This window comes from Aeromonas sp. QDB34 (assembly GCF_027705405.1).
In the GTDB taxonomy this organism is placed as follows: Bacteria; Pseudomonadota; Gammaproteobacteria; order Enterobacterales; family Aeromonadaceae; genus Aeromonas; species Aeromonas hydrophila.
In genome coordinates this window covers 131,167-154,957 of sequence record NZ_JAPDBT010000004.1, presented here as the reverse complement: position 1 = coordinate 154,957, position 23,791 = coordinate 131,167, and the positions used below count along the sequence as shown (strand labels likewise).

Genomic DNA, 23,791 nt, shown 5'->3' with positions numbered 1-23,791 from the left:
CCGGTCCCGTTCTTATTGGCGGGCGTTGCGATAAGCCAGCGGCGTCATTCGGGTGTTGGCCTTGAAGAAACGGTTGAAGGCGCTCTGGGATGAAAAGCCGACCCGATCGCTGATGTTCTGCAGCGGTTGATCCCCCTCGCCCAGCAAGCGGCAGGCTTCGCTCACCCTCGCTTCCCTGAGCAGGGTCGAGAAGCTGCTCCCCTCCCCCTGCAATTTGCGATTGAGGGTCCAGCGGCTGACGTTCATGGCCGCGCACACCTCCTTGAGCAGGCTCTCGTCGCTCTCCAGCTCCCCTTCCCGGATCTTGTGGCGGATCCGCTCCCCCACCAGATAGGCAAAGGGGGCACGCTCAGCGATGTCAGCGCAAATCTGTGCCAGCTGAGCCAGTTGCAGATGACCCAGCGGTTCGTTGTAGCAGTGGCTGGGACAGTCGAGCTGGACGTTGTCGATGGTCAGGGTGTTTTCCCCCTGCTCCCAGCGGCAGCGGGTGGCGAAGAACTGATCCAGCAGCTGATGGCGCGGTGGCGGCCGCCCCGTGAAGCCCACCGAGACCCGGGGATCCGCCAGGTAGACCCGCAAAATCCGGTAGAGGATGATGAAGTTGGGGATGGCCTGACTCGCCCCTAGGCTGGCAGGCCCCTGATTGACATACAGGTATTGGCTGGCCTGCGCCCCCCGCCGCACCCGCAGCTCGTCACAACTGCCGATGATGGGGCGATAGGCCAACAGCACCTCGAGCGCCGCCCGCGGCGAGGGCTGGTTCAGGCACAGGCTGATGAGGGGTGGATAGTGCTGGTAGAGCTGGCCGATGTCGTAGGAGAGGATGGTTTCGTGAAAACTGGCCAGATAGGGCTGCATCAGTTGCAGCATCCGGTAGTGGCTGTGGGCCGGCAGCCGGCCCTGCTCCCGCTCGATGTCGAACGACGTGAGGCCGCCCGCCATGAGAATGGCATCGGGATCGCCCCCCTGCTGCTGGCAGGCTCCCAGCATTCGTCTGATCACCTGGTTTGATACGCTCTGTGACATCTGCCGTCCTGGCCTCCGTGCTGACAGGAAACTGCTCGTGATCCCCCGGCCCGCCACTGGCGGCGGGCCTGCCACCCCGTGCAGCGGGCTGGCGCGACCATTATGGGGCGGTTGCAAAGCGAGCAGATGTAACGGAGTGTAAAAGCACGCGCCAGCGCGCCATTTTGGGCACATCTGGCCGCCATATCGGACCAGTTGCGTCAGGTTCGGCCATGAAAAATGGCGCCCGTGGGCGCCATTTTGATGGGGGCTGTGCAGCCTGCGTCAGCTCGCCTTGTGCTGCTCGGCCAGATAGAGCCAGGTGTCGACCACGGTATCCGGGTTGAGGGACACAGAGTCTATGCCCTGCTCGACCAGCCAGGCGGCGAAGTCCGGGTGATCGGACGGCCCCTGGCCGCAGATCCCCACGTACTTGCCCGCCTTGCGGGCGGCGGTAATGGCCATCGCCAGCAGCGCCTTGACCGCCTCGTTGCGCTCATCGAACAGGTGGGCGATAAGGCCCGAGTCCCTATCAAGTCCGAGCGTCAGCTGGGTCATGTCGTTGGAGCCGATGGAGAAGCCGTCCACGTGCTCGAGGAACTTGTCTGCCAGCAGGGCGTTGCTCGGGATCTCGCACATCATGATCACCTTGAGCCCCCGCTCGCCACGGCGCAGACCGTTCTCGGCCAGGATGTCGATCACCTGCTCCGCCTCACCCACGGTGCGCACGAAGGGGATCATCACCTCGACGTTGGTCAGCCCCATGACGTCACGCACCCGCTTGATCGCCTCGCACTCGAGGGCAAAACAGGGGCGGAAGCTGTCGGCGATGTAGCGCGACGCACCACGAAAACCGATCATCGGGTTCTCTTCGTGCGGCTCGTAGCCACGGCCACCCACCAGGTTGGCGTACTCGTTGGACTTGAAGTCCGACATCCGCACGATCACCCGCTCCGGCCAGAAGGCGGCGGCCAGGGTGGCGATGCCCTCGGTCAGCTTGGCGACGTAGAACTCACGCGGGCTCTCGTAGCCGGCAATCATCTTGCCGATGGTGGCCTTGAGCTCGGGGCTCTGGCTGTCGAACTCCAGCAGCGCCTTGGGGTGTACCCCAATCATCCGGTTGATGATGAACTCGAGGCGGGCCAGCCCGACGCCGGCGTTCGGCAGCTGGGCGAAGTCGAACGCCCTGTCCGGGTTGCCGACGTTCATCATGATCTTGATGGGCAGGCGCGGCATGTTGCCCACCTCGGTCACCGCCACGTCAAAGTCGAGTTCGCCGTCGTAGATGAAGCCGGTGTCCCCTTCCGCACAGGAGACGGTAATGAGCTGGCCCGGTTCAATGCGCTTGGTGGCATCACCGCAACCCACCACCGCCGGAATCCCCAGTTCGCGGGCGATGATGGCGGCGTGACAGGTACGACCGCCCCGGTTGGTGACGATGGCGGAGGCCCGCTTCATGATGGGCTCCCAGTCCGGGTCGGTCATGTCGGTGACCAGCACGTCACCGGGCTGCACTTCGTCCATCTGGCTGATGGAGGAGATGACCCGCGCCGGGCCCGCGCCGATCTTGTGGCCGATGGCGCGCCCCTCGATCAGCACCTTGCCCGCTTGCTTGAGGGCGAAGCGCTCGAGGGTGTTGGCCTCCTGGCGGCTGCGCACGGTTTCCGGGCGAGCCTGGACGATGTAGAGCTTGCCATCCTGCCCGTCCTTGGCCCACTCGATGTCCATCGGGCGGCCATAGTGCTGCTCGATGATGAGGGCCTGCTTGGCCAGCTCCATCACCTCGGCATCCGTGATGCAGAAGCGGCTGCGCTCGGCCTCATTGGTGTCGACGATCTGCACCTGGCGGCCGTGGCTGGCATCGCCGGAATAGGTCATCTTGATGAGCTTGGAGCCGAGCGTCTTGCGCACCACCGCCGGGCGTCCTGCCTTGAGGGTCGGTTTGTGCACGTAGAACTCGTCGGGGTTGACCGCGCCCTGCACCACCATCTCGCCAAGGCCCTGGGCGCCGGTGATAAACACCACATCGTTGAAGCCCGACTCGGTATCCAGGGTGAACATGACGCCGGAGGCGGCCAAGTCCGAGCGCACCATGCGCTGGATCCCGGCCGACAGGGCGACCCCCTTGTGGTCATAGCCCTGATGCACCCGATAGGAGATGGCGCGATCGTTGAACAGTGAAGCAAACACATGCTTGACGGCAATCATGACGGCGTCGATGCCGCGCACGTTGAGGAAGGTCTCCTGCTGGCCGGCAAACGAGGCATCCGGCATGTCCTCGGCAGTGGCGGAGGAGCGCACCGCAAAGGACGCGTCAAGCCCACCGCTGAGCTGGTCGTAGGCAACCCGGATCGCCTGTTCCAGCGCGCTCTGGAACGGGGCTTCGATCACCCAGTCACGGATCTGCTGGCCGGCCCGGTTGAGGGCGGCGATGTCGTCCACATCCAGGCTGTCGAGCAGATCGTGGATCTTGCCGTTGAGGCCGCTTGACTCCAGAAACTCGTTAAACGCAAAGGCGGTGGTGGCAAACCCGCCCGGCACGGATACGCCGGCACCAGAGAGGTTGCTGATCATCTCGCCAAGGGATGCATTTTTGCCGCCAACTCGTTCTACGTCCTGCATTCCGAGTTGCTCGTACCAGAGTACGTACTGTTGCACTTGCATGTCTCCAGGTTGGTGGGCACTGTGCCGCCATGGCACCTTGTGCGCCAGTTTATGTGCGTTATTGTCTGTTTCTACTGTTGCCAACGACCATGAAAACGTTTTCTACTTATTGTCAAAAAAATCCCCGAGCAAGATTTGGGGATGGTCGAATGACACAGACATTCTACAATGCCAACACAAAAAGGTAACGACTCAGGTTTGCAAGCCACTTCACAACTTGGGCACGGCAGACCGGTTGACAAAAACGATATGGTTTCGAGAGATACTTCTTGCTTGCCAGCTCGCCGACCCCCTCACAGGAGCCTCCAGTGCACACCGTATTCTATGTTTCAGACGGCACCGCCATCACCGCCGAAGTGTTCGGCCACGCCGTGTTGAGCCAGTTTCCGCTGGCCTTCGAGCAGATCACCATCCCCTTTGTCGAAACCCTGGAGAAGGCGCGCCAGGTACGGATGCGCATCGACGAGCAGTTCCGCCAGACCGGGGTACGCCCCATTTTGTTCCACACCATCGTCGATCATCAGGTGCGCGAGGAGGTGCTCAAGGCCCAGGCCAGCAGCCACGACTTTCTCAACACCTTCGTCAGCCCGCTGGAACACGAGCTTGGGGTAAAGGCCGAGCCCAGGCTGCACCGCACCCACGGCATGGAGAACCGCAAGCTCTATGACGATCGCATCGAGGCAGTCAACTTCGCGCTGGCCAACGACGATGGCATCACCACCAAGGAGTATGAGGAGGCCGACATCATCCTGATCGGGGTCTCCCGCTGCGGCAAAACCCCGACCAGCCTCTATCTGGCGCTGCAGTTCGGCATTCGCGCCGCCAACTACCCCTTCATCGAGCAGGACATGGGGGTCCTGGATCTGCCGGCCGCCCTCAAGGCCAATCGCCACAAGCTGTTCGGTCTTACCATCGCTCCCCAGCGGCTGCACGAGATCCGCAACCAGCGTCGCGCCAACAGCCGCTACTCCTCGCTGGAGCAGTGCGAACAGGAGCTGGCCTGCGTCGAGCGGCTGTTTCGCCAGGAGGCGATCCGCTTCCTCGACACCAGCTCCCACTCAGTGGAGGAGATCAGCGCCAAGATCCTCGAGGCCACCGGCCTGCGCCGTCAGCTTTATTGAGCTGCGCCGCCCGCCGGCAAGCTGACGACACGGCAAACGCCAATAAAAAAGCGCCGGATACAACCGTATCCGGCGCTTGTCGACTGGACCTCAGCGGGGCTGGGAGCCCGGGCGGTTCAGCTCTTTGTTGTTCATCAGCATGGCGTAGAAGTTGAGCACACCGTGACGCCGGCGTACCCGCTCGGTCAGCCAGAGGGCCGGCAGCAGGCCGATGGCACCGGCGATCAACAAGACCGTCCGCAAGTGCATCACCAGATAGTCATCACCCTGTACGGCCCATACCAGCAGACACCCCGCCGCCATGGTCAGCAGCAGGGGCGAAAGCCACACAGTGAGCCACAGCGCGACGGCCAGCAAACTGCCAATAATACGTTGCATGAAGTGCATCCTTGTTGCAAAGGAGGCTTCATAAAACAGGAATTGCCGACAGAGTCAACCAAACAGAGCCTAACTGCTCATAATACAACCAAACACTTCCCTGCCAGCTTCACCGCTCCCTAAAAACCTGCCTTTCGCCGAAAAAACCAGCGAATGATGAGGAAAACAGGTGCATCGGCGATGGATTATCACTATTCTGCTTCCGTTGGTAGTCGCCATAAAAAACAGAAAGCGGCTCACTGTAACGAAATAAATACGGATTTCGTCACGTTTCAGGCACGCTTTGCCGTGCTCGGTCACATGGAGTGACCCGACGGACGAGATGACAGACGAATGACTTCAGAAGACGTAAGGAAGGAAGAATGGATCTTCAACAAAACGGCGAGGAGCTGAAACGCGGTTTGAAAAACCGCCATATCCAGCTCATCGCGCTGGGCGGCGCCATCGGCACCGGCCTGTTTCTCGGCATTGCCCAGACCATCAAGATGGCGGGCCCCTCCGTGCTGCTTGGCTATGCCATCGGTGGTTTTATCGCCTTCCTGATCATGCGCCAGCTGGGCGAGATGGTGGTGGAAGAGCCGGTAGCCGGCTCCTTCAGCCACTTCGCCTACAAATACTGGGGTGACTTCGCCGGCTTTGCCTCCGGCTGGAACTACTGGGTGCTCTACGTGCTGGTGAGCATGGCCGAGCTGACCGCGGTGGGCATTTATGTCCAGTACTGGTGGCCCGAGATCCCGACCTGGATGTCGGCGGCCTTCTTCTTCGTGTTGATCAACGCCATCAACCTCTCCAACGTCAAGGCGTTTGGCGAGATGGAGTTCTGGTTCGCCATCATCAAGGTGGTGGCCATCATCGGCATGATCGGCTTCGGCGGCTACCTGCTGGCCAGCGGCAACGGCGGCCCGGACGCCAGCGTCAGCAACCTGTGGGCCCAGGGCGGCTTCTTCCCCAACGGCATCAGCGGTCTGGTGATGGCGATGGCGGTGATCATGTTCTCGTTTGGCGGGCTCGAGCTGGTCGGCATCACGGCTGCCGAAGCCGACAATCCCGAGAAGAGCATCCCCAAGGCCACCAATCAGGTGATCTACCGGATCCTCATCTTCTACATCGGCGCCCTGGCCGTGCTGATGTCCCTCTACCCCTGGGGCAAGGTGATAGAAGGCGGCAGTCCCTTCGTCATGATCTTCCACGCACTGGACAGCAATCTGGTGGCTACCGTGCTCAACATGGTGGTACTGACCGCGGCCCTGTCGGTTTACAACAGCTGCGTCTACTGCAACAGCCGCATGCTGTTTGGTCTGGCCAAGCAGGGCAACGGCCCGCGCAGCCTGCTCAAGACCAACAAGAGCGGGGTGCCGGTGGTGGCCATCTCCGTCTCCGCCGCAGCCACCCTGCTGTGCGTACTCATCAACTACCTGATGCCGGGCAAGGCGTTCGAGCTGTTGATGGCGCTGGTGGTCTCCGCCCTCGTCATCAACTGGGCCATGATAAGCTTGGCGCACCTGAAGTTTCGCAAGAGCAAGCAGGCCGAAGGTGTGGTTCCCAAGTTCAAGGCGTTCTGGTACCCGTTCGGCAATTACCTCTGCCTCGCCTTCATGGCCGGCATTCTGGTCATCATGTATCTGACCCCGGGCATCCAGATCTCGGTACTGCTCATCCCGGTCTGGATCATCGTGCTGGCCATCGGCTATCAATTCAAACAAAAGCGCCAGGCTCGCGTCGCGGCCAACCTTGGCTGATGGCATCAGCCTCATCCCCCTCAAAAGCCGGTCACTGACCGGCTTTTTTCTACCCGGATATGACCCCTGCAGGCTGGTATCGCCCGCCTCCCTTCTCCAGTCCACCATGGCACTGTGAGCACGAGCTCAGCCAGCAGCAATCGCCAGCCCTCTTTAACTAGCAAGCATCCTGCTCGTCTAAAAACAACAAGCCCGAGACAGAGTGCTCGGGCTTGATGCAGATAGGCAGGTAGAAAACTGCGGGATTATTCCAGCAGGAAGACGGCTTCCACGTTGTCCGTGATGGTGATCTGCTGCTGTTGGTAGCTGTTTTCCATCATGTCGGCGGCAGGTGCCATGGCGGCAGCCTTGAGGGCCCGGCTGTAGATCGGCATGGGGCTATTGTTGCGGTACTCGACGCTGTAAACCTTGCCGAGTTTCATGCCAAACGCCTTGGCCAGAGACTCAGCCTTGGTTTTGGCATCTTCAACCGCTCCGAGGCGCGCCTGCTCCTTGATGGTTTGCGGCGCCTTGAGCCCGTACTCAATCTGGGACACGGATTCCAGCCCGGCCTTGAGTGCGGTGTCCATCAGCTCGCTCAGCTTGTCGAGTTGATAGAGTTTGACCGCAAGCTGGCGCTGGGCACGGTAGCCCACCAGTTCCGGCTTCTTGTTCTGCGGATACTGGTATTCCGGAGAGATCACCAGATTGCCTGCCTCAACATCGCTGCGCTTGATGCCCAGCCCTTCCAGCTGGCCAAAGAAGGCGGCAACCTTGCCATCCACCTGCTGCTTGGCCTTGATGCCCTGCTTTTCCAGCGCTGTTACAGAGACATTCAGCGTCAGCATGTCGGGCTCGGCTTTTTGCTCGGCATAACCGCTCACCACCAGATGGGGGGCTTGCGGCACTTCAAGGGCCAACAGGGGTGCACTGATAACCAGGGCAAACAGGGTAAGCAGGGGACGCCACATAAAAAAAAGACCTCAATCTATTGGAGTGAGGTCATTATGCCCGTCGTCGAATGGGATTCATATATCGTGCAACGGCGGGATCTGATCCAGTACCTGATTGGTCATATCGATATTGATGCTGATCTCGCTACCTGGCAGCCCCTGATGAGCAGCAGCCAGTGGTGTGGCGCCGCGGGCCCCCAGCAGCACATCATCATCAAAATGGAAGGAGTCCCACGACAGAACATGTCCGGCCAGCGGAGCTACCGGCTCCGTCATCGTGGTGGTCACCAGGGGTACACAGTCGATGTTGTCGGAGTGGCCGAGCAGATCCTGCAGGCAGACATCGCTCAAACTCTGCAACGTATACTCCTGCTGCCCTTGTTCATGACCGACCAGCACCATCATGTGGGGTGGCGCTGCATCGACGGCTGGCGTGAATGAGATAGTGGCTGCCGCAAAGTCCACATTCAGTGAACCAGCAACCTCGCCATCATCACTCTCCAGATCCAGCGCATCAATCCGATCACCCGCCATCGTGGCATGATAGCCAAACTGGCCGGTACAGGTAATGCTGCCCTGCCCGTCCCAGCTATAGCGAATGCCATCGATATCGACCCAATTAAATGACTGCATGGTGACCCTCTCCTGTACTGCCGCTATCTTAGCCGCCCCCTCAGTCAAAAAACAGGGGCCAGGTATTACCCAGCCCCCTTGGCTGGTTACGGATCAACCTTGAGGTTGCCTTGATCCAGCAAGTCTTGAATGATCTGTTGATCTGTTCTTGTGCCTCCGAGAGTGAGATCCACATTATCGAAGAAGATGGTATGAGTTGTAGACGCACTTCCCGAACCATCCAAATCGATAGTTAATGTTGACTTGTTACTACCAGGACCAGATGCGAAGTTGAAATACTGATCCAGCGTGGCAGCATTGGTATGCTCACCACTCAACAATTCACTCAGGTCGAGTACATCCCCATTGGCCCCAGTGGTGAAGTCCTTGATGGTATCAACACCACCGGCGTCACCCGCCATCCACTTGAAGGTATCCTTGCCAGTGCCACCGGTCATGGTGTCACTGCCTGTTCCTCCTATCAGCATGTCATCGCCACCACCACCTATCAGGATGTCATTGCCGGCAAGACCACTGAGAACATTGGCATTGCCATCCCCAGTCAGAGAGTCATTGAACATTGAGCCAATCAGGTTCTCCATGTTGCTCAAACTGTCCGTACCTGCGCCGCCAGTGATCTGGTTATTACCATTAACCGTGACAGTGACTCCTGCTGTGCTATCAAGGTAGCTCGCGGTATCATTACCATTGCCACCATTCAGGGTGTCATTGCCCGCTCCACCGACAAGAATATCGTTACCCTCACCACCATTCAGATTGTCATTGCCTGCTCCCCCAAGCAGGATATCGTTACCAGCATTTCCGTTAAGCGTGTCATTCCCTGAACCACCAATCAGGACTTCATCAAGGTAACTGCCCGTGAGCGTAGAACCACTCTGTACATCTACGAAAACCTTGGCCGGATCCGTTGTCGTACTGTTTGTGTAGTTGAATGAACCATCATAGGCACTGGGTGTTGCACTACCCGACGTGTCGTCAAACACAACAGAGCCTGCTCCGTCTGTTACCGTGCCCCCAACCGCACCAGATACACCAGTAATGACTTGAGTGGCTGCCAATGGCCCAGTGTCATTGGCAAGCAGTGCCCAATCAGGAATAGTCGAGGGATCTTGATTGGTAATGACAAAGTCATCACGCACCACTGTCGGCCCGATAGCTGGGTTGATGATGAGAGACAGAGTGCTTGCAGCCGTGTCTCCATCATGGTCAATCACGTTGTAGCCAAATACCTGACTTATCCCACCGGACGGAATTACCGATGGCGGAGTAAAGGTATAGGCACCATTATCCATATCAACTTTCAGGATGCCGCCAGCAACCGAGATAGACCACTCATTGGTAGCAGTGTTGAATGTTCCCGCAGAGGTACCACCGGTAACACTTGAGATGTCAGTTTTCTGGTCGTAATGGTAGGTAACACCAGCAACTGTAATAGAGCCAATCCATCCACCATCAGCACCGGTACTGGCTGTTAACCCTCCGTTGAGCAATTGCCCGGACAATGGAGGAGCAACAACAGTGCTCAGCAGCGTGGCTGCCAGTTGACTGAAGTCAGTCACAATCAACGAAGTTGTATTCACCTCACTGACACCGTTATAGGCAATAGGATCCAATGCAGAGGCAGTTGAACCACTTCCCATACCTAAAGCAAATGAATTGATGTCATTCGCCTTCAGGAAATCAGCCCAGTCTTTTGCCTCACCAGTGAGAGTGGTCCCATCGCCATCAATACCATCCCCGCCACCCAAGCTGTTGTTGCCATCAGGTACTGTGGCTGAACTACCGCTCAGAGCATTTGCATTAGGCTCACCATCAGACATGAAGTAAGAGACATTCTGGGCATTAGGAAGCTTGCCTGTATCGCCGAATGCTTTGATAGCCTCATTGAGTGCATCGTCATAGTTTGTTGAATCTGTTGATACCAGACCTAGGATAATCGCCTTGGCTGTATCCACATTGACCCAAACACCTGTCGGATTCGTCGCAGAAGTAGCAAATGTGATGATATTGACCATGACATTGCCATAAGCACTGTACTTGTCGAGCAACTCCAATGCTGATTTCTGCATGACTTGCATTCGAGTCATACCTTGATAACCAGAGTCATAATCCATGCTTCCGGATATATCGAGGATAAGCATCAGGTTGGTATTTTGAACCTGAGTTGCTTGACCGGCATTGGTTACAGGGTTTGCTGTCGGTACGTCATCCTCGAAGCGGATGTTGCCGCCAAGGTCCGCACTCACCGTCCCGGTCGCGGTGTCGTTGTCGCCATCCACCACCGTCACCGTCGCACTCAGCAGTACCTTGCCATTGGCCAGGCTGATGAGGTTGTTGTCGTTGCTGTTGTCCACGTCCTCCGGCAGATGGTCCAGCTCCGCCGACTGCGTCAGCGTCACCGTGCCATTGCTCGCCACGCTGATACGGAACACCTCCCCGGCCGAAGTCGAGCCAACGATGTCGCTGCCCACCTTGGTCAGGGTGATGGCCAGCCCGTTGCTGGTCAGCCCGCTGTTGCTGTCGGTCACGCTCAGGCTGTAGCCACTCACCGTGGTGGTGCCCGGACCGTCCGCGCCATAGCTCGGTACCGCCGCCGCCAGGAACGCCGCCGCAAAGCTGCCGGTCGCCGTGTCACTGGCCGCATCAATGGTTTGTGCATCCTGGGTAGTCAGGGTGATGCCACCGTCTGCCACCGCGTTGATGGTCACGCTCGGTACGTCATCCTCGAAGCGGAACACGCCATTGGCGCCCAGATCTACCGCCGCACTGGCGCTATCGCCATCGGCGTCGGTCACGGTCTGCACCAGGGTCAGTACGCCCTGACCCAGCGTCAGGGCCACGCTGTCATCCGCATTGGTGGTGTCGCCGTGCCAGACGTTGTCCAGCAGGGCCAGGGTCACTTCCCCGCTGCTCGGGTTGATAGTCAGAGTGAAGTAGTCCACCCCACCGGCGCTGCCGGTGATGACGTTGCCCACCTGATTGAGCACGATGGCGGCACCTTGGCCGTTGGCCGTGGCCGGATCGACCGCATACAGGCCGCTCGCCACGTTGGTGCCGGTCAGCGCCAGGCTGTAGCCAATGCTGCCCGCCCCGTCAGCCCCGAAGGCCGGGTTGAACTGGGCCTGTACATTGGCGGCGCTCAGGGTGGCACTGGCCACTCCGTCAGTGCCAACGCCACCCAGGCTGACCAGGCTTTCATCCACGGTCGCACCCAGGCTCGGCGCTTCTACCGCCAGCCCGGCCCGCGGGCCGTCATCCTCGAAGCGGAACACGCCATTGGCACCCAGATCCACCGCCGCACTGGCGCTATCGCCATCGGCATCGGTCACGGTCTGCACCAGGGTCAGCACGCCCTGGCCCAGGGTCAGTGCCACGCTGTCATCCGCATTGGTGGTGTCGCCGTGCCAGACGTTGTCCAGCAGGGCCAGGGTCACTTCCCCGGTGCTCGGGTTGATAGTCAGAGTGAAGTAGTCCACCCCACCGGCGCTGCCGGTGATGACGTTGCCCACCTGATTGAGCACGATGGCGGCACCTTGGCCGTTGGCCGTGGCCGGATCGACCGCATACAGGCCGCTCGCCACGTTGGTGCCGGTCAGCGCCAGGCTGTAGCCAATGCTGCCCGCCCCGTCAGCCCCGAAGGCCGGGTTGAACTGGGCCTGTACATTGGCGGCGCTCAGGGTGGCACTGGCCACCCCGTCAGTGCCAGCACCGCCCAGGCTGACCAGGCTTTCATCCACGGACACCGCATCCAATCCTTCAGAATTGGAAGTAAGGGTGACGCTGGGAACATCATCCAGAATGACCACATCCAGGCTGCCGCTGGTATTGTCACCATCAGTATCAACCAGTACGACGCTGAAACTCTCACTAAGCGAATTATCATTGGCAGGTTGGGTATGGGTTTCACTCCCTCCCAAGGTGTAGCTGTAGTTCACGCTACCAGTGCCGGTCACGGGATTGTAATTAATGCCGGTAACGATCAATTGATTACCAAGTGGGCTGGTAATGGTTTGCGGGAAGGCTGTAACAGCTTGCCCATTGGTGACCAAAGCGACGCCTCCCAGCGTCAGACTCTGCACACCATCGGCTGCACTGAAGGTAAAAGTACCGATCTGAGTCACAGCGGCGGCATTCGGATTACTCCCTCCTGCCAATGAGGCTTCATTTAATGTCAGTTCTCCCCCCTCCAGCTGCAGACCGGCAAGCTCAACCGGCTCATCAACAGGAGTGATCGTGATTGTCAGTATGGACTGTACTGAATCTGTGCCATCTGTGACGGTATAACTCACCGCCGGGACAGGGCCGTCATAATTGGTGGCGGGCGTAAATTGATAACTGCCATCTGCATTGACCAGCAGGGTACCGACCCCTGCCAGAGTGACGGGGGTGCCCAGAATCGAGTTGGCAACCCCACCCCAGCTAAATCCGGTGACAGTAGCAGCCTGAGGCCCATCATTATCGACGGTGTTATCAAGCAAATTGCCCGATACCGTCGCATCCTCCGTCACCACGACGTTCTCACCCTGATCAGCAAGATCATTGACTGGCGTAATAGTGAGTTCCAAGGTGGATTGGACCGTATCGGTGCCATCCGTAACCGTGTATACGACAGGGGGAACAGCACCGTCGTAGTTGGGAGCCGGGGTGAATGTGAAGCTGCCATCGCCATTGACGACAAGCGTACCGATCCCGTCGATTGTCACACTGGTTCCAACAGCCACATTGGCGTTGCCTCCCCAGCTGAAGAGCAGAACCGACGCAGCTGACGGCCCATCGGTATTGACCGTATTGTCCAGCAAATTGCCATTCAATACACCGTCTTCCGCAACAACCAGCTGCTCACCCTGATCCGTCAGTTCATTGACCAGCAAGGGCTCTACTACTTGTTGTGTATCTACAATCGGCTCTGTCTGATATGTGGTGTCAAAGCCTGCAGCAGCAATGGTTGCATCACCAATGCGGTCAATGGTGACAAAGCCACCATTGCCACTGGCACCGGCTACACCACCGATCCCGCCACCACCACCGGCGGCAGGTGCCCCACCGGCAGCAGAAGCTTCAAAGTTTTGTGTCGGGTCTACCCCTTGCAGAATTGATTTTTGCAATGCAGCGATATCAGGAGAAGCCGCAGTACCCGCATCAGGGGCTTGAGGTTGACCAGGGGCTGGTGCGTCATGAGCGGGAGCATCTGGAGTAGCAGCGGCAGGAGAATCGTCATAGGGAGCCAATACCAGTTTGGCGTCATCTGCAATATTAAGCTTGGCTCCCGGCTGGAGGATCTCGCCTTTTTGCAATGGGCGGCTGCTTCCATCAGCCAGCACGATTTGAACATTGCCTTCAATGGAAGAAACCACAACCGTTTTGTCGATGATTTGAGTGCGCATATCCTTTGCTCCAACGTGACAGATCTCGATGTCTACACCATAGATGTCTGTACGCTTCGCATCCGTTGCAAAAATGTATTGGATTTGTTCCGTCTTGGCGGGATGCAATGTATTAAATCGAAGGGTCTTTTTTATAATGTCAAATCAATCACTTGGTGGCGCTTCAATCGAACCTCAAACAGAGAGGTGCCCTAAAAACACCTATTCTTATTCATCTTTAGAATAAAAAAAGGGTCCTTATGGACCCCTTTTGATTTGATAACGTTCAAGCCAGTGGGAATGCGGGATGCACAAAACCCTGATAGCCATCGATATGCAATTTGGCAAGCAGCTCAACCTGATGTTGATCTTCAACCCGAGTCGCAATGGTTGTGACGCCTGCATTGTGAGCGGCGCGGCACACTGCTGCCAGGAAGGAGGTATCCGCCCCCGGCTCCATCACCTGACTGGTGTAGCCATGGTCGACCTTGACATAGGCAGGAGCCAGCTCTTCCAGATATCCCAGTGACTGGAAGTGGCGTCCATAATGATCCACCCCCCACTGGAATCCATGTTCCTGCAAGTCCTTAACCAAGGCGGTGACATGATCTTTATGCTTCATGATGGCGGCTTCCGGGATTTCAAACAGCAGCCGTTCTTGCAGCTCGGCATGATCCGTCAGATAGCCGGTCAACCACGCCCTGAACTCATCGGAGCACAGCGAGCCAGCGGTAATATTGACCGCCAAGACCAGATCCGCCTGTTGCTGGAGCAATGGAATAGAAGCTTCAAGTATCGCCTGATCGAATTCGCCGCCCAATTTGAACTGTTCGATGGCCGGCAAGAATTGACCTGCAAAATAATCGGTGCCATCACGAGAAATAGAGGCAAACAATTCGGCATGCAAACGAACACCGTTATCAAATCTGCAGGCAGGTTGCGCCTTGAAGCGCCACAAGTGCCGAGCGATGGCATCTTGTACCAGATCGCGCCAAGCCAGACGTCCCATCAGTCCTTGATCAACACCGCCCTCCATGACTACTGCGCCACGACGTTCATTACGCGCTTTGCCCAACGCGTTGTCGGCCTTGGTCAGCAACGCTGACAAATCATCATTGCCATCGCGCCCTGCAATACCGATAACTGAGAGTGCACCACCCTCACCCATGGGGTTCACAACCAGGTCGGCAATGCGACTATTGATCACTTCCGCCAAATCTTTCAGCTGGGCCAGATCATCAGTAGGACACAGCAAGGCATATTCCGTGGCCGAAATCCGCGCCAGTGCCGACCCATCCCAGCCTTTCAATTGCTCCTTCAGAGCCTGTGCTATCGACTTGACCATGTTGTCGCGAGCGGCAAACCCCTCCTCACGGTACAGGTCATCCAGCATATCGACAGCGACCAGCATGACGCCGCCTTGTCCCGCCTCGGCAATCCATGCGTTTACCTGACCCACGAAATAAGCCCGGTTGCCCAAGCCGGATACGGCGTCCACATAAACCCGCTCCCGCAATTTTTCAGCCTCATCAGCCTGTTCCTTGAACTGCAGGGCCAGCTTGCTGGAAAGTGTATTGATGGCTTGTACCACCTGTTTCAATTCATGGGTTTTTGGTTCAGGAATGGCATGGCCAAAGTGGTGCAGTTCGATCTCCACTGCCTGCTCGCAGATCTGCTTGAGCGGCTTGAGCAAATAGTTGAGCGCACGCATCAACAAAATGGTAGTGATGAGAAAACCTATCAGAAACCAGCTCGCCAGTTCGCTCATGCCACGCCACAGCTCGTAGTAGGCTTGCCCGGGGTGACCAACAACCTTCAATTTGCCCAGTTGCAGCCAGCCGGAGGTCAGAATCGATTCGTTGGATACTTCCGGAAACAGGCCCAAATTAATGAACCACTGCGGCACCCCCTGAATATTGTTGGTATTTTCCTGCTCAATGACATCCTTGGAAGCCAACAAGTCCAGACGGACCAAGCGATAATATCCCCCATCAAATATCGCCTGGATGACGGATTCAGCCCCCACCTTGTCACCATTTTCCAGATAAGGTGTCAACGCCAATCCCAGGGATGTGGCGGTGTTGATGACTGTGGTTTCCTGCTGCTGCGCCAGATAGGTACGAGTCGAGTTGAATTGCACCCAATAGGTGGCTGCAAACAACAACCCGAACAGGATCAACATGGTGGCCAGTAATTGTCTGTAGAGCGTCATAGGTTAATCATCCAAATTCAACACAGGCTGAGCCAATCGCCCCGAAGTCATGCGATTGCGTAAATCATTCCATAATCCCAGGCGTGAGGACTGTCCAGCCAGTTCCCCTTGACCACGCGCCTTCATCAACCACAAGTGACTACCGTTAAAGCTGTATATCGGCATCAGATCCCGGCGCTGGCTGGCCGGCCGGATCGACCCAATCAAGTTATCCAAAATCACGGGGACTGAGGATGGCGTGTCATAGTAAGCAACCACCATATGAAACTGGTTGTAATCCAGTGCCTTGACATAGACCATCCGCATTTTTTCATCCGGCACCCCCAATTCCAGCAGGGTAAAGTACTTTGAAATGCTGAAGTCTTCACAATCACCACCCGCCGCGCCTAAAAATTCCAACGGGGTCGCCCAATAGTCTTTTTTGCGCCACAACTTGATGTCGTCAATAAAACGCATCTGGTTGAAAAACTGGTTTACCTTCTCCAGTTTCTGGCGATCCGTCAGACCGGCGGCACGATTCTGCATGACCAGCGTACGCCAAGTCGTGACCCGTTTGCCGGCTCTGACACCGTACGTTTCCTGTGCCCGCTGTACCAGTTTGAGATCTTCAGGGGTAAGAGGCTGGCTGGCAGAAAGCAGCAAAGGTAGAGAAACCAACAGCAGCCAGAGTGACCAGCGCAACCAGCGCGCGCGCAAAAACGGAGCCAAACCGAAGCTTGACGCCATGCCGACACTGCCTGCCCGATACTGCTCAGTCACATGCATCTTCAAAAGATCCATTGGCTGTTACTACGCTGGCCAGAAGTGGCCGTCAGAGACAAGGGATGGCGGCAGCCCGGCTGCAGCCATCCCTTTCACTCGCATCAAACCTGATGCGCACTCCATTACTGTTTAGCTTGCCAATCGGCGGGCTGCTTCACATTAAACGCATTGAGCAGACTGCCAGTGGCATTGAGGATCCGATAATCCGCCAACAAGGAGTCGTACTCGGCCGTGATGTAGCTGCGACGGGCCTCAAACAGTTCGTTCTCGGTGTTCAGTACGTCCAGCAAGGTACGCTGGCCCAATCCGAACTGCTTCTTGTAGGCCTGTACTGTGTCATAGCTGGCATCCACGTGCTCTTTCAGGAAGGTCTTCTGTTTGGTCAAAGACTCTTTGGCGTTCCAGGCCAGGCGGGTTCCCTCTTCAACCTGACGGAAAGCATTCATATGAATATCTTTCGCCTGGGAATAGAGAGCGGACGTCGCCTTGCTCTGCGCCAGATCGGAACCACCACGGAACAGGTTGTAACGCATGCGCACCATGGCAGTCAGATCGTCATTGCGTCCTTTTACTGCATCAATGTCCTCGTTCCAGTTCTGATCCACTTCAAACGTGACGTTGGGATAAAAACCGGACTTGGAGCCTTCATGCTGATACTTGGCGGCTTCGATATCCTGCAAGGATGACAGCAAGGTAGGATGCACTTCGGTCGCCGTCTTCAAGGCGGCATCCAGGCTGCTCGGAATGAGCTGAGCATCCGGCACCGGCTGAACCAAATCTTTTGGCATCTCGTTGACTACCCGGATGAACTCGCTCTCGGCATCCCGGTAGTTATTTTCGGCAGCCGCCTGATTGGCGTAGGCTCTGGCAACACGACCATCAATTTGAGTCTGGTCTGCCGTGGATCCCAAACCAGAATCGGTCCGCTTGCTGATGTCGCTGCGGATCTGCTCGTGCGTTTCCAGGTTCTGTTTGGACAGCTCCAGGATCTCCTGCTGACGCAGCATGTTGAGGTAAACCTCAGCCACGCGCAGGGCGGTATTCTCCGCCTCAGAGATCATGGCCAGACGCTGAGCATTGGCTTCGGCATCGGTACGAGCTACGTTGCTGCTGACGTTGAAACCATCAAATAGCATCTGGCGCAGGCTGATACCGGCCTCTTTACGGGTCATGGAGTCATCGATGGTGGTCGAGTTAGCGCCGGCCGCACGAGTTGACGGGCTGTCAGTCTTCTCATAGCCGACACCACCACGCAGATCGATGGTGGGATAGTAACCACCTTTGGCTCCATCATGCTGATACAATCGCGCCTGATAGAGATCAAAAGCTTCCTTGATTTTGGGATGGGTAGCCAGTGACTGTGCCACTGACTGTTCCAGTGTTTGGGCCTGGGTAAGGCCCGGGAACAGCACGGCGCCACTTACTAACATGGCAACAATCGTCTTCTTCATGGTATCTCCAGTCATGTTGTTTTTAGATTGTTGGCTTATCGTTCTCTCAGTGCCGACTGCTTTGCCCGTAAAATCGGCTTAAGCAAATAGTCTAGGACACTTTTTTTACCAGTAATAATATCTGCACTGGCTAACATACCGGGGATGATGGGAAGTGCGTTAAGCTCATCGCCCAAGTAACTTTTCTCGGTGCGTACTCGTACCAGGTAAAAGGAGTTGCCATCTTCATCCTGGATCGAGTCAGCACTTATCTGTTCAACCTTGCCATGTAATCCTCCATAAATTGTGAAGTCATAGGCAGTAATCTTGACCACGGCCTCCAGCCCTGGCCGCAAGAACGCGATATCTTTGGGCGACACTTTGGCCTCGACCAGCAGAGTGTCTTCCAGCGGAACAATTTCCATCAGATCCATGCCCGGTTGGACCACACCACCCAGCGTGTTGATCTTGAGCTTCTTGATGGTGCCCTTGAGCGGCGCGATCACGCTGGTGCGATCCACCCGATCCCGCAGCCCAACCTGGCCTTCTGACAGCTGGCTCAATTTGCCTTGCCGTTCATTGAGCTCGGTCTGTGAATCGGCCCGGAATTTCAAGGCAATGTCGTTGCGCTTGGAGATGGTCTCCCGCAACACGGAATTGAGCTTGGGAATAAGCAGCCGGTTGCTCTCCAATTCCCCCTGCATTTCGTTGACCTGCCGTTCCAGCTTGATCAGTTCGACCTGGGGCACGATCCCCTCCTTGGCCAAGGGGCGACTGATATTGAGCTCCTGCCGCGCCAGATCCACGCTACGCGCCACCGTCCTGATCTTGGCGTTGAGCTCTATGGTTTCCTGCTCTTTCTGTTCAATCTGTTGCCCCAGAATATAGAGCTGGTTGTTCAAGTTGTTGAGGCGTTCATCCTGAACTGATTTTTCTCGAGCCGCATATTCGGCAAAGACGTTTTCGAAACCATCAGGGAAATCGATGGGTTGCTTGTCGACCACAACCTGTTCACGCCACCCCAAATTGGGACCGGTCTTGACCACCACGCTCTGGATTTCGGAACGCAGCCTGGCAATATCCCCCTTGAGGGTCACCAGCTCCTGCTCCCGTTCACGAAAATCGGAGCGGAAGCGAGTGTCATCGATGCGCAAGAGCGGCTGCCCTTTTTCAACGATGTCACCCTCTTTGACGAAGATCTCCTTGACGATCCCCCCCTCCAGGTTCTGGATCACCTGCAATTGACGGGAAGGGATGACCTTGCCCTGGCCAACGGTGACCTCATCGAGCTCGGCCCAGGCGGCCCAGACGATGGCGCTCATGAAAAACAGGAAGCATGCCCACAGCAATGCCCTGGCTCGAGTCGGGGTACTCAGTAGTACCGCAGCCGCGCCGTCATCGACGAATTCAAGGTGCTCCGGTGCTGGCAGTACAGTATCGGATGGCGCCTTCTTGAACAGGCCAAATTTAGCCATTGGACGCCTCCTGCACACGCACCTTGCCCTCTTTCAACTGTTGCAGCACAACCTCTTTGGGCCCATCGGCCACCACCTGCCCTTGCTCAACCACGATGACCCGTGAAGCGACATCGAGCATGGAGGTTTTGTGAGTGATCAGGATCAGGGTCGTTTCCGGCCCCAATCGTGCCAACTCATGCTTGACCTGCATCTCGGACTGGTTATCCATGTTGGAGGTAGGTTCGTCCATCACCAGAATGGGGGGGTCGTTGAGCAAGGCTCGCGCCAGCAGAATAGCCTGGCGCTGACCACCCGAGAGCTGACGGCCTCCTTCGCCGATCTGCCGGTCCAGCCCGTTGGGATCCCGATTGGTAAAATTGGTGACGCCGGCCCGTTTGGCGGCACGCATGACCCGCACATCGTCCACCAGCGGATTGCCCAGCATGATGTTGTCGCGCACCGAGCCAAAAAACAGGGTCACGTCCTGCGGGACACAACCTATGTTGCGTCGGATCACCGAGGCTGGCAGCTGATCCAGCTCGAACCCATCGAGTCGCACCGAGCCATCGGTAGGCCGATACAAGCCCATCAAGATCTTCTCGAGCGTGGTTTTGCCCGCCCCGATCCGGCCTATGATGGCTACCTTCTCGCCCGGTTCGATACGCAGATTGATGTTGTGCAGGGTGCTGGTTTCCATTCCCGGGTACTTGAACGATACATTGTCAAACTCGATCCGACCGGAGATCACGGGATGGTGGATATACTGCTTGCCCTCTTCCTGCTCACCCGGTGTCACCATGATTTTTTCCAGGATTTCCAGTGCGGACTTGGCCTGGTTGTAGCGGGTGGAGAGCACTGACAACTGCACCATGGGCGCAATGGCACGGCTTGACAGCATGACGGCAGCAATCATGCCCCCCATGGTGACCAACCCTTCCGAGATCTGATAAACGCCGACAATCACCAGTGCCACCGTCACCACCTGCTGGATGTAACTGGCCAGCGAAGACATGGAGTTGGTGATGCGGCGGGTCTGCACTCCCCAGGTCGAGATATGGGAGACGGCCTGCTCCCAGCGATGCTGGAACATGCTCTCGGCCCCGAAAATCTTGACGGTCTCAAGGCCTGAAATGCTCTCGATCAGGTTGGCGTTCTTCTGGGAAGCAAGCCGCGATCCCTCTTCGATGGACTGCTTGAGCGGCGCCTGAATATAGAAGCTGTAAATGATGAGGATCAGCATGGCGACGATCGGCACCACGACCATGACCCCGGCGAAAATCCAGATAATGAACAGGAAGAAGACCGCGAACGGCAGGTCGATGAGGGTAGAGACGGTGGCGGAGGTAAAAAACTCCCGTACCGATTCAAACTCCTGCAGATGTTTGGCAAACGCACCGGTCGAGGCCGGCCGCGACTCCATCCTCATGCCCATCACCTTGGCGAAGATCTTGGCCGACAACAGCACATCCGATTTTTTACCGGCGATGTCGATGAAGTAGCTGCGCAGCTGGCGCATCACGAAATCGAAGGTGAACACCACCATGGCCCCGACGGCAAGCACCCAAAGGGAATCGAATGCCAGATTGGGCACTATCTTGTCGTAGACGTTCATGGTGAACAGCGGGCTGGCGATGGCAAACAGGTTGATCAGGATGGACGCGATCAGTACGTCCCGATAGATGCCACGGGATTCAAACAGAGTGCTCCAGAACCAGTGCCCGTCACGGGTCTCCAGCACCTTGGGGGAGCGCTCATCAAATTTGAACTGCTTTTTGACAAAAAACAGTCTTCCCAGATACTCATCACCCAGCTGGGCTGCATTGAGCCACTGGGCCGCATCTCCCGCCTGAGGAAAGATGACCTTGCCCTGGCTTCTGTCTTCATTCCACTCCAGCAGAATGCAGGCGCCACCATTGCGCATCTGCAGCACGCAAGGCAGCAACAAGGGAGAGATTTCGGCAAGCGGCTGGATCACTTCCCGGGCCGACAGTCCGCCCCGCTCGGCGGCACGGCCAAACAGGTTGGGTGTCAGCAGGCCGGACACCAGTGGCAAACCGGTCGTCAGGGCATCCTTGCTGTTGGGCACCCCATAAAAGCGGGTCAGAAAGACCAGGCACTCCAACAACTCGTCAATACGGTTAGTTTCTGCTTGCATAGCATCCTGTCACTGCATGATTGGGCCGGCTCTATCGCCACACCGATATTCAAGCTTCACGGGCGCAGTTTGGCGCAGACGATCCCGTGACATAAAGAACAGAGCTCCCCGAGAAGGGATCAACAGCCTGATACACATTAAGCACAGGTACATGACACTGAATGTCATTGGCAGACCTGATAGATTACACCCAAAGGCGAGACGGGCAGCTTGGTTGCGGATCGCGACACAAGATGGCGCCATATCCGATATATCCCGTCCAAATTGGAAATAATACAAGCTTATTGATAATGATATCTTTTTCAAGCCAAGTACTATATCAAGACAATTTTACCGAAACTATACCGCAAAGACTGAATTTCATCTAATAACTCACTGTTTTTTTGATGAAATCTGATTACCTAGTCGATATTGCCAGAAAGCGAAAAAGGGCGCCCCAGCGCATGACCCTGGGCGCCGGAGCGGGCCAGTTCATTAGCAATGTCAGCCATGGCTGTCCAGCGATTCTCGCACCAGGCTGGCGCCAACAGAGTCGGGCGGCGTGCCGACGCCGAGATGCGGTGGTACACCACCTCGGGCGGCGTGTGCTGGATCATGGCAACCGCCGCTTCCACATACTGCGCCAGGCTCGGCACCTCCAGTCGACCCGCCTGCCACGCCTTGCCAAGGGTGCTTCCCTCTACCACGTGCAGCGGGTGTAGCTTTATCCCTTCCACGCCCGTCTCCACGATGCGCTGCAGCGTATTCAGGCTGTCCATGGCGACTTCACCAGGCAGACCGACGATCAGGTGTGCGCACACCTTGATGCCGCGCTGATGAGCCCTGGTCACAGCGTCAACATAGGCGGCATAGCCATGGCCCCGGTTGATGCGCTGCAGCGTCCTGTCGTTGGCGCTCTGCAGCCCGAGCTCCAGCCACACCTCGTAACCCCGGGCCTGATAGCCGGCCAGCAGGTCCAATACCGCATCCGGCACGCAATCTGGGCGCGTCCCTACACACAAGCCCACCATGTCGCTCACCGACAGCGCCTCTTCATACATGCGCTGCAGGTACTCCACCTCGGCATAGGTGCTGGTATAGGCCTGAAAGTAGGCGAGATAACGTTTGGCCCGGGTCACTTCATCCCGGCGAGCCAGCAGTTGCTGCACCACCGAAAGCTGCTGGGCCGACTCGTCGGCAAAGGAGGAGACATTGCAGAAAGTGCAGCCGCCACGGCCCAGCGTGCCGTCCCGGTTCGGGCAGGTGAAGGCACCGTGAATGGAGAGCTTGTGGATCTTCTGGCCATGGCGCTGCTTGAGATCCTGGCCGAATGTATTGACGAGTTCGTGTAACTGCATGACACCTCCAGTAAAGGGGCGTCATTGTACGAGCCTGAGCGCGCACAGCGCTGCGCTGGATCAAGGGAGGAGAGAGTCGGGAAAACATATAAATATTCACCAATAACCGGATAAATATCAGCAAATGGGTAGTTATCGACGCTTTCGAGACTCATCCCCAATTTGACGAAGGCTCAACACCACCACAAAACCACCTTCTAACAGTTTGTTGAATAATGAAAATTTTCTCATAGACGGTGGTTTTGCAAATGCAAGTCATCTGCTTCGTTATTGTGATCTCGGCCATTCACTTGTCGAGTGGATTGGTAAAATTACTACAAATCCTTGCCCCCATTGAGTCAACCAGCAAAGTCCAATATGACAATACAAAATTCCACAAAAACAAAAATAACCAGAGCAATTGCCAGTTAATACCCCATATAGACCCGTATCCCGACATTTTGTTATGAGTTTGTGATAATGAAAACAGCCGGGATGTCCAATTGACCTTGCCGAAAAATCCCATTAGTTTGGAGATTCGCCACCTCAGGCGGACGGAACCACAAGAGCCAATCGCAATTTATGCAGTCTGTTGATGACAGTGCGATGCAAGGCCGAGCAAGG

14 protein-coding genes are annotated in these 23,791 nt (G+C 56.9%); 2 read left to right on the top strand and 12 right to left on the bottom strand.

What is annotated here, in order from left to right; translation table 11 throughout:
* Positions 1-12: 12 nt before the first annotated feature.
* Both OKC29_RS08325 and ppsA read right to left on the bottom strand, forming a co-directional pair.
* Positions 13-990: an AraC family transcriptional regulator gene (locus OKC29_RS08325; RefSeq protein WP_073350758.1), complete on the bottom strand. Its 978-nt coding sequence runs from the start codon at positions 988-990 to the stop codon at positions 13-15.
* 300 nt (positions 991-1,290) lie between these two features.
* Positions 1,291-3,669 (bottom strand): phosphoenolpyruvate synthase, encoded by a 2,379-nt coding sequence (gene ppsA, locus OKC29_RS08320; RefSeq protein WP_162275723.1) that lies wholly within the window; start codon positions 3,667-3,669, stop codon positions 1,291-1,293.
* Between the two features lie 308 nt (positions 3,670-3,977).
* Between ppsA and ppsR the strand changes: the two genes are divergently transcribed.
* Positions 3,978-4,790, top strand: coding sequence for a posphoenolpyruvate synthetase regulatory kinase/phosphorylase PpsR (gene ppsR / locus OKC29_RS08315; RefSeq protein ID WP_005302533.1), 813 nt, complete (start codon positions 3,978-3,980; stop codon positions 4,788-4,790).
* A gap of 90 nt (positions 4,791-4,880) precedes the next feature.
* Here ppsR and OKC29_RS08310 read toward each other — a convergent pair whose 3' ends face one another.
* Complete coding sequence (locus OKC29_RS08310; RefSeq protein ID WP_010633583.1) at positions 4,881-5,168, bottom strand: hypothetical protein; 288 nt, start codon at positions 5,166-5,168, stop codon at positions 4,881-4,883.
* A gap of 362 nt (positions 5,169-5,530) precedes the next feature.
* Here OKC29_RS08310 and OKC29_RS08305 point away from each other — a divergent pair, with 362 nt between their 5' ends.
* Positions 5,531-6,907 (top strand): amino acid permease, encoded by a 1,377-nt coding sequence (locus OKC29_RS08305; RefSeq protein WP_073350759.1) that lies wholly within the window; start codon positions 5,531-5,533, stop codon positions 6,905-6,907.
* Positions 6,908-7,152: 245 nt separating this feature from the next.
* Here OKC29_RS08305 and OKC29_RS08300 read toward each other — a convergent pair whose 3' ends face one another.
* From OKC29_RS08300 to OKC29_RS08260, 9 genes are all read right to left on the bottom strand, one after another.
* Positions 7,153-7,857, bottom strand: coding sequence for an SIMPL domain-containing protein (locus OKC29_RS08300; protein ID WP_073350761.1), 705 nt, complete (start codon positions 7,855-7,857; stop codon positions 7,153-7,155).
* A 57-nt stretch (positions 7,858-7,914) separates the two neighbouring features.
* Positions 7,915-8,472 carry a hypothetical protein gene (locus OKC29_RS08295; protein ID WP_073350762.1) on the bottom strand — a complete coding sequence of 186 codons (558 nt, stop codon included), beginning with the start codon at positions 8,470-8,472 and terminating at the stop codon, positions 7,915-7,917.
* An 86-nt stretch (positions 8,473-8,558) separates the two neighbouring features.
* Positions 8,559-13,964, bottom strand: coding sequence for a retention module-containing protein (locus OKC29_RS08290; RefSeq protein WP_270669241.1), 5,406 nt, complete (start codon positions 13,962-13,964; stop codon positions 8,559-8,561).
* A 157-nt stretch (positions 13,965-14,121) separates the two neighbouring features.
* Positions 14,122-16,047, bottom strand: a complete 1,926-nt coding sequence (locus OKC29_RS08285; protein ID WP_073350765.1) for an EAL domain-containing protein — start codon at positions 16,045-16,047, stop codon at positions 14,122-14,124.
* 3 nt (positions 16,048-16,050) lie between these two features.
* A complete protein-coding gene (locus OKC29_RS08280; RefSeq protein ID WP_024945793.1) occupies positions 16,051-16,773 on the bottom strand; it encodes a transglutaminase-like cysteine peptidase in 723 nt (240 codons plus the stop codon).
* A gap of 158 nt (positions 16,774-16,931) precedes the next feature.
* A complete protein-coding gene (locus OKC29_RS08275; RefSeq protein ID WP_011706511.1) occupies positions 16,932-18,260 on the bottom strand; it encodes a TolC family outer membrane protein in 1,329 nt (442 codons plus the stop codon).
* Between the two features lie 35 nt (positions 18,261-18,295).
* Complete coding sequence (locus OKC29_RS08270) at positions 18,296-19,714, bottom strand: HlyD family type I secretion periplasmic adaptor subunit (RefSeq protein ID WP_049045521.1); 1,419 nt, start codon at positions 19,712-19,714, stop codon at positions 18,296-18,298.
* Entirely contained in the window at positions 19,707-21,851 is a 2,145-nt protein-coding gene (locus tag OKC29_RS08265) for a type I secretion system permease/ATPase (protein ID WP_011706513.1), read from the bottom strand. Before OKC29_RS08265 ends, OKC29_RS08270 begins: the two co-directional genes overlap by 8 nt.
* 401 nt (positions 21,852-22,252) lie before the next feature.
* A complete protein-coding gene (locus tag OKC29_RS08260; protein ID WP_073350766.1) occupies positions 22,253-23,188 on the bottom strand; it encodes a TIGR01212 family radical SAM protein in 936 nt (311 codons plus the stop codon).
* Between the last annotated feature and the right edge of the window lie 603 nt (positions 23,189-23,791).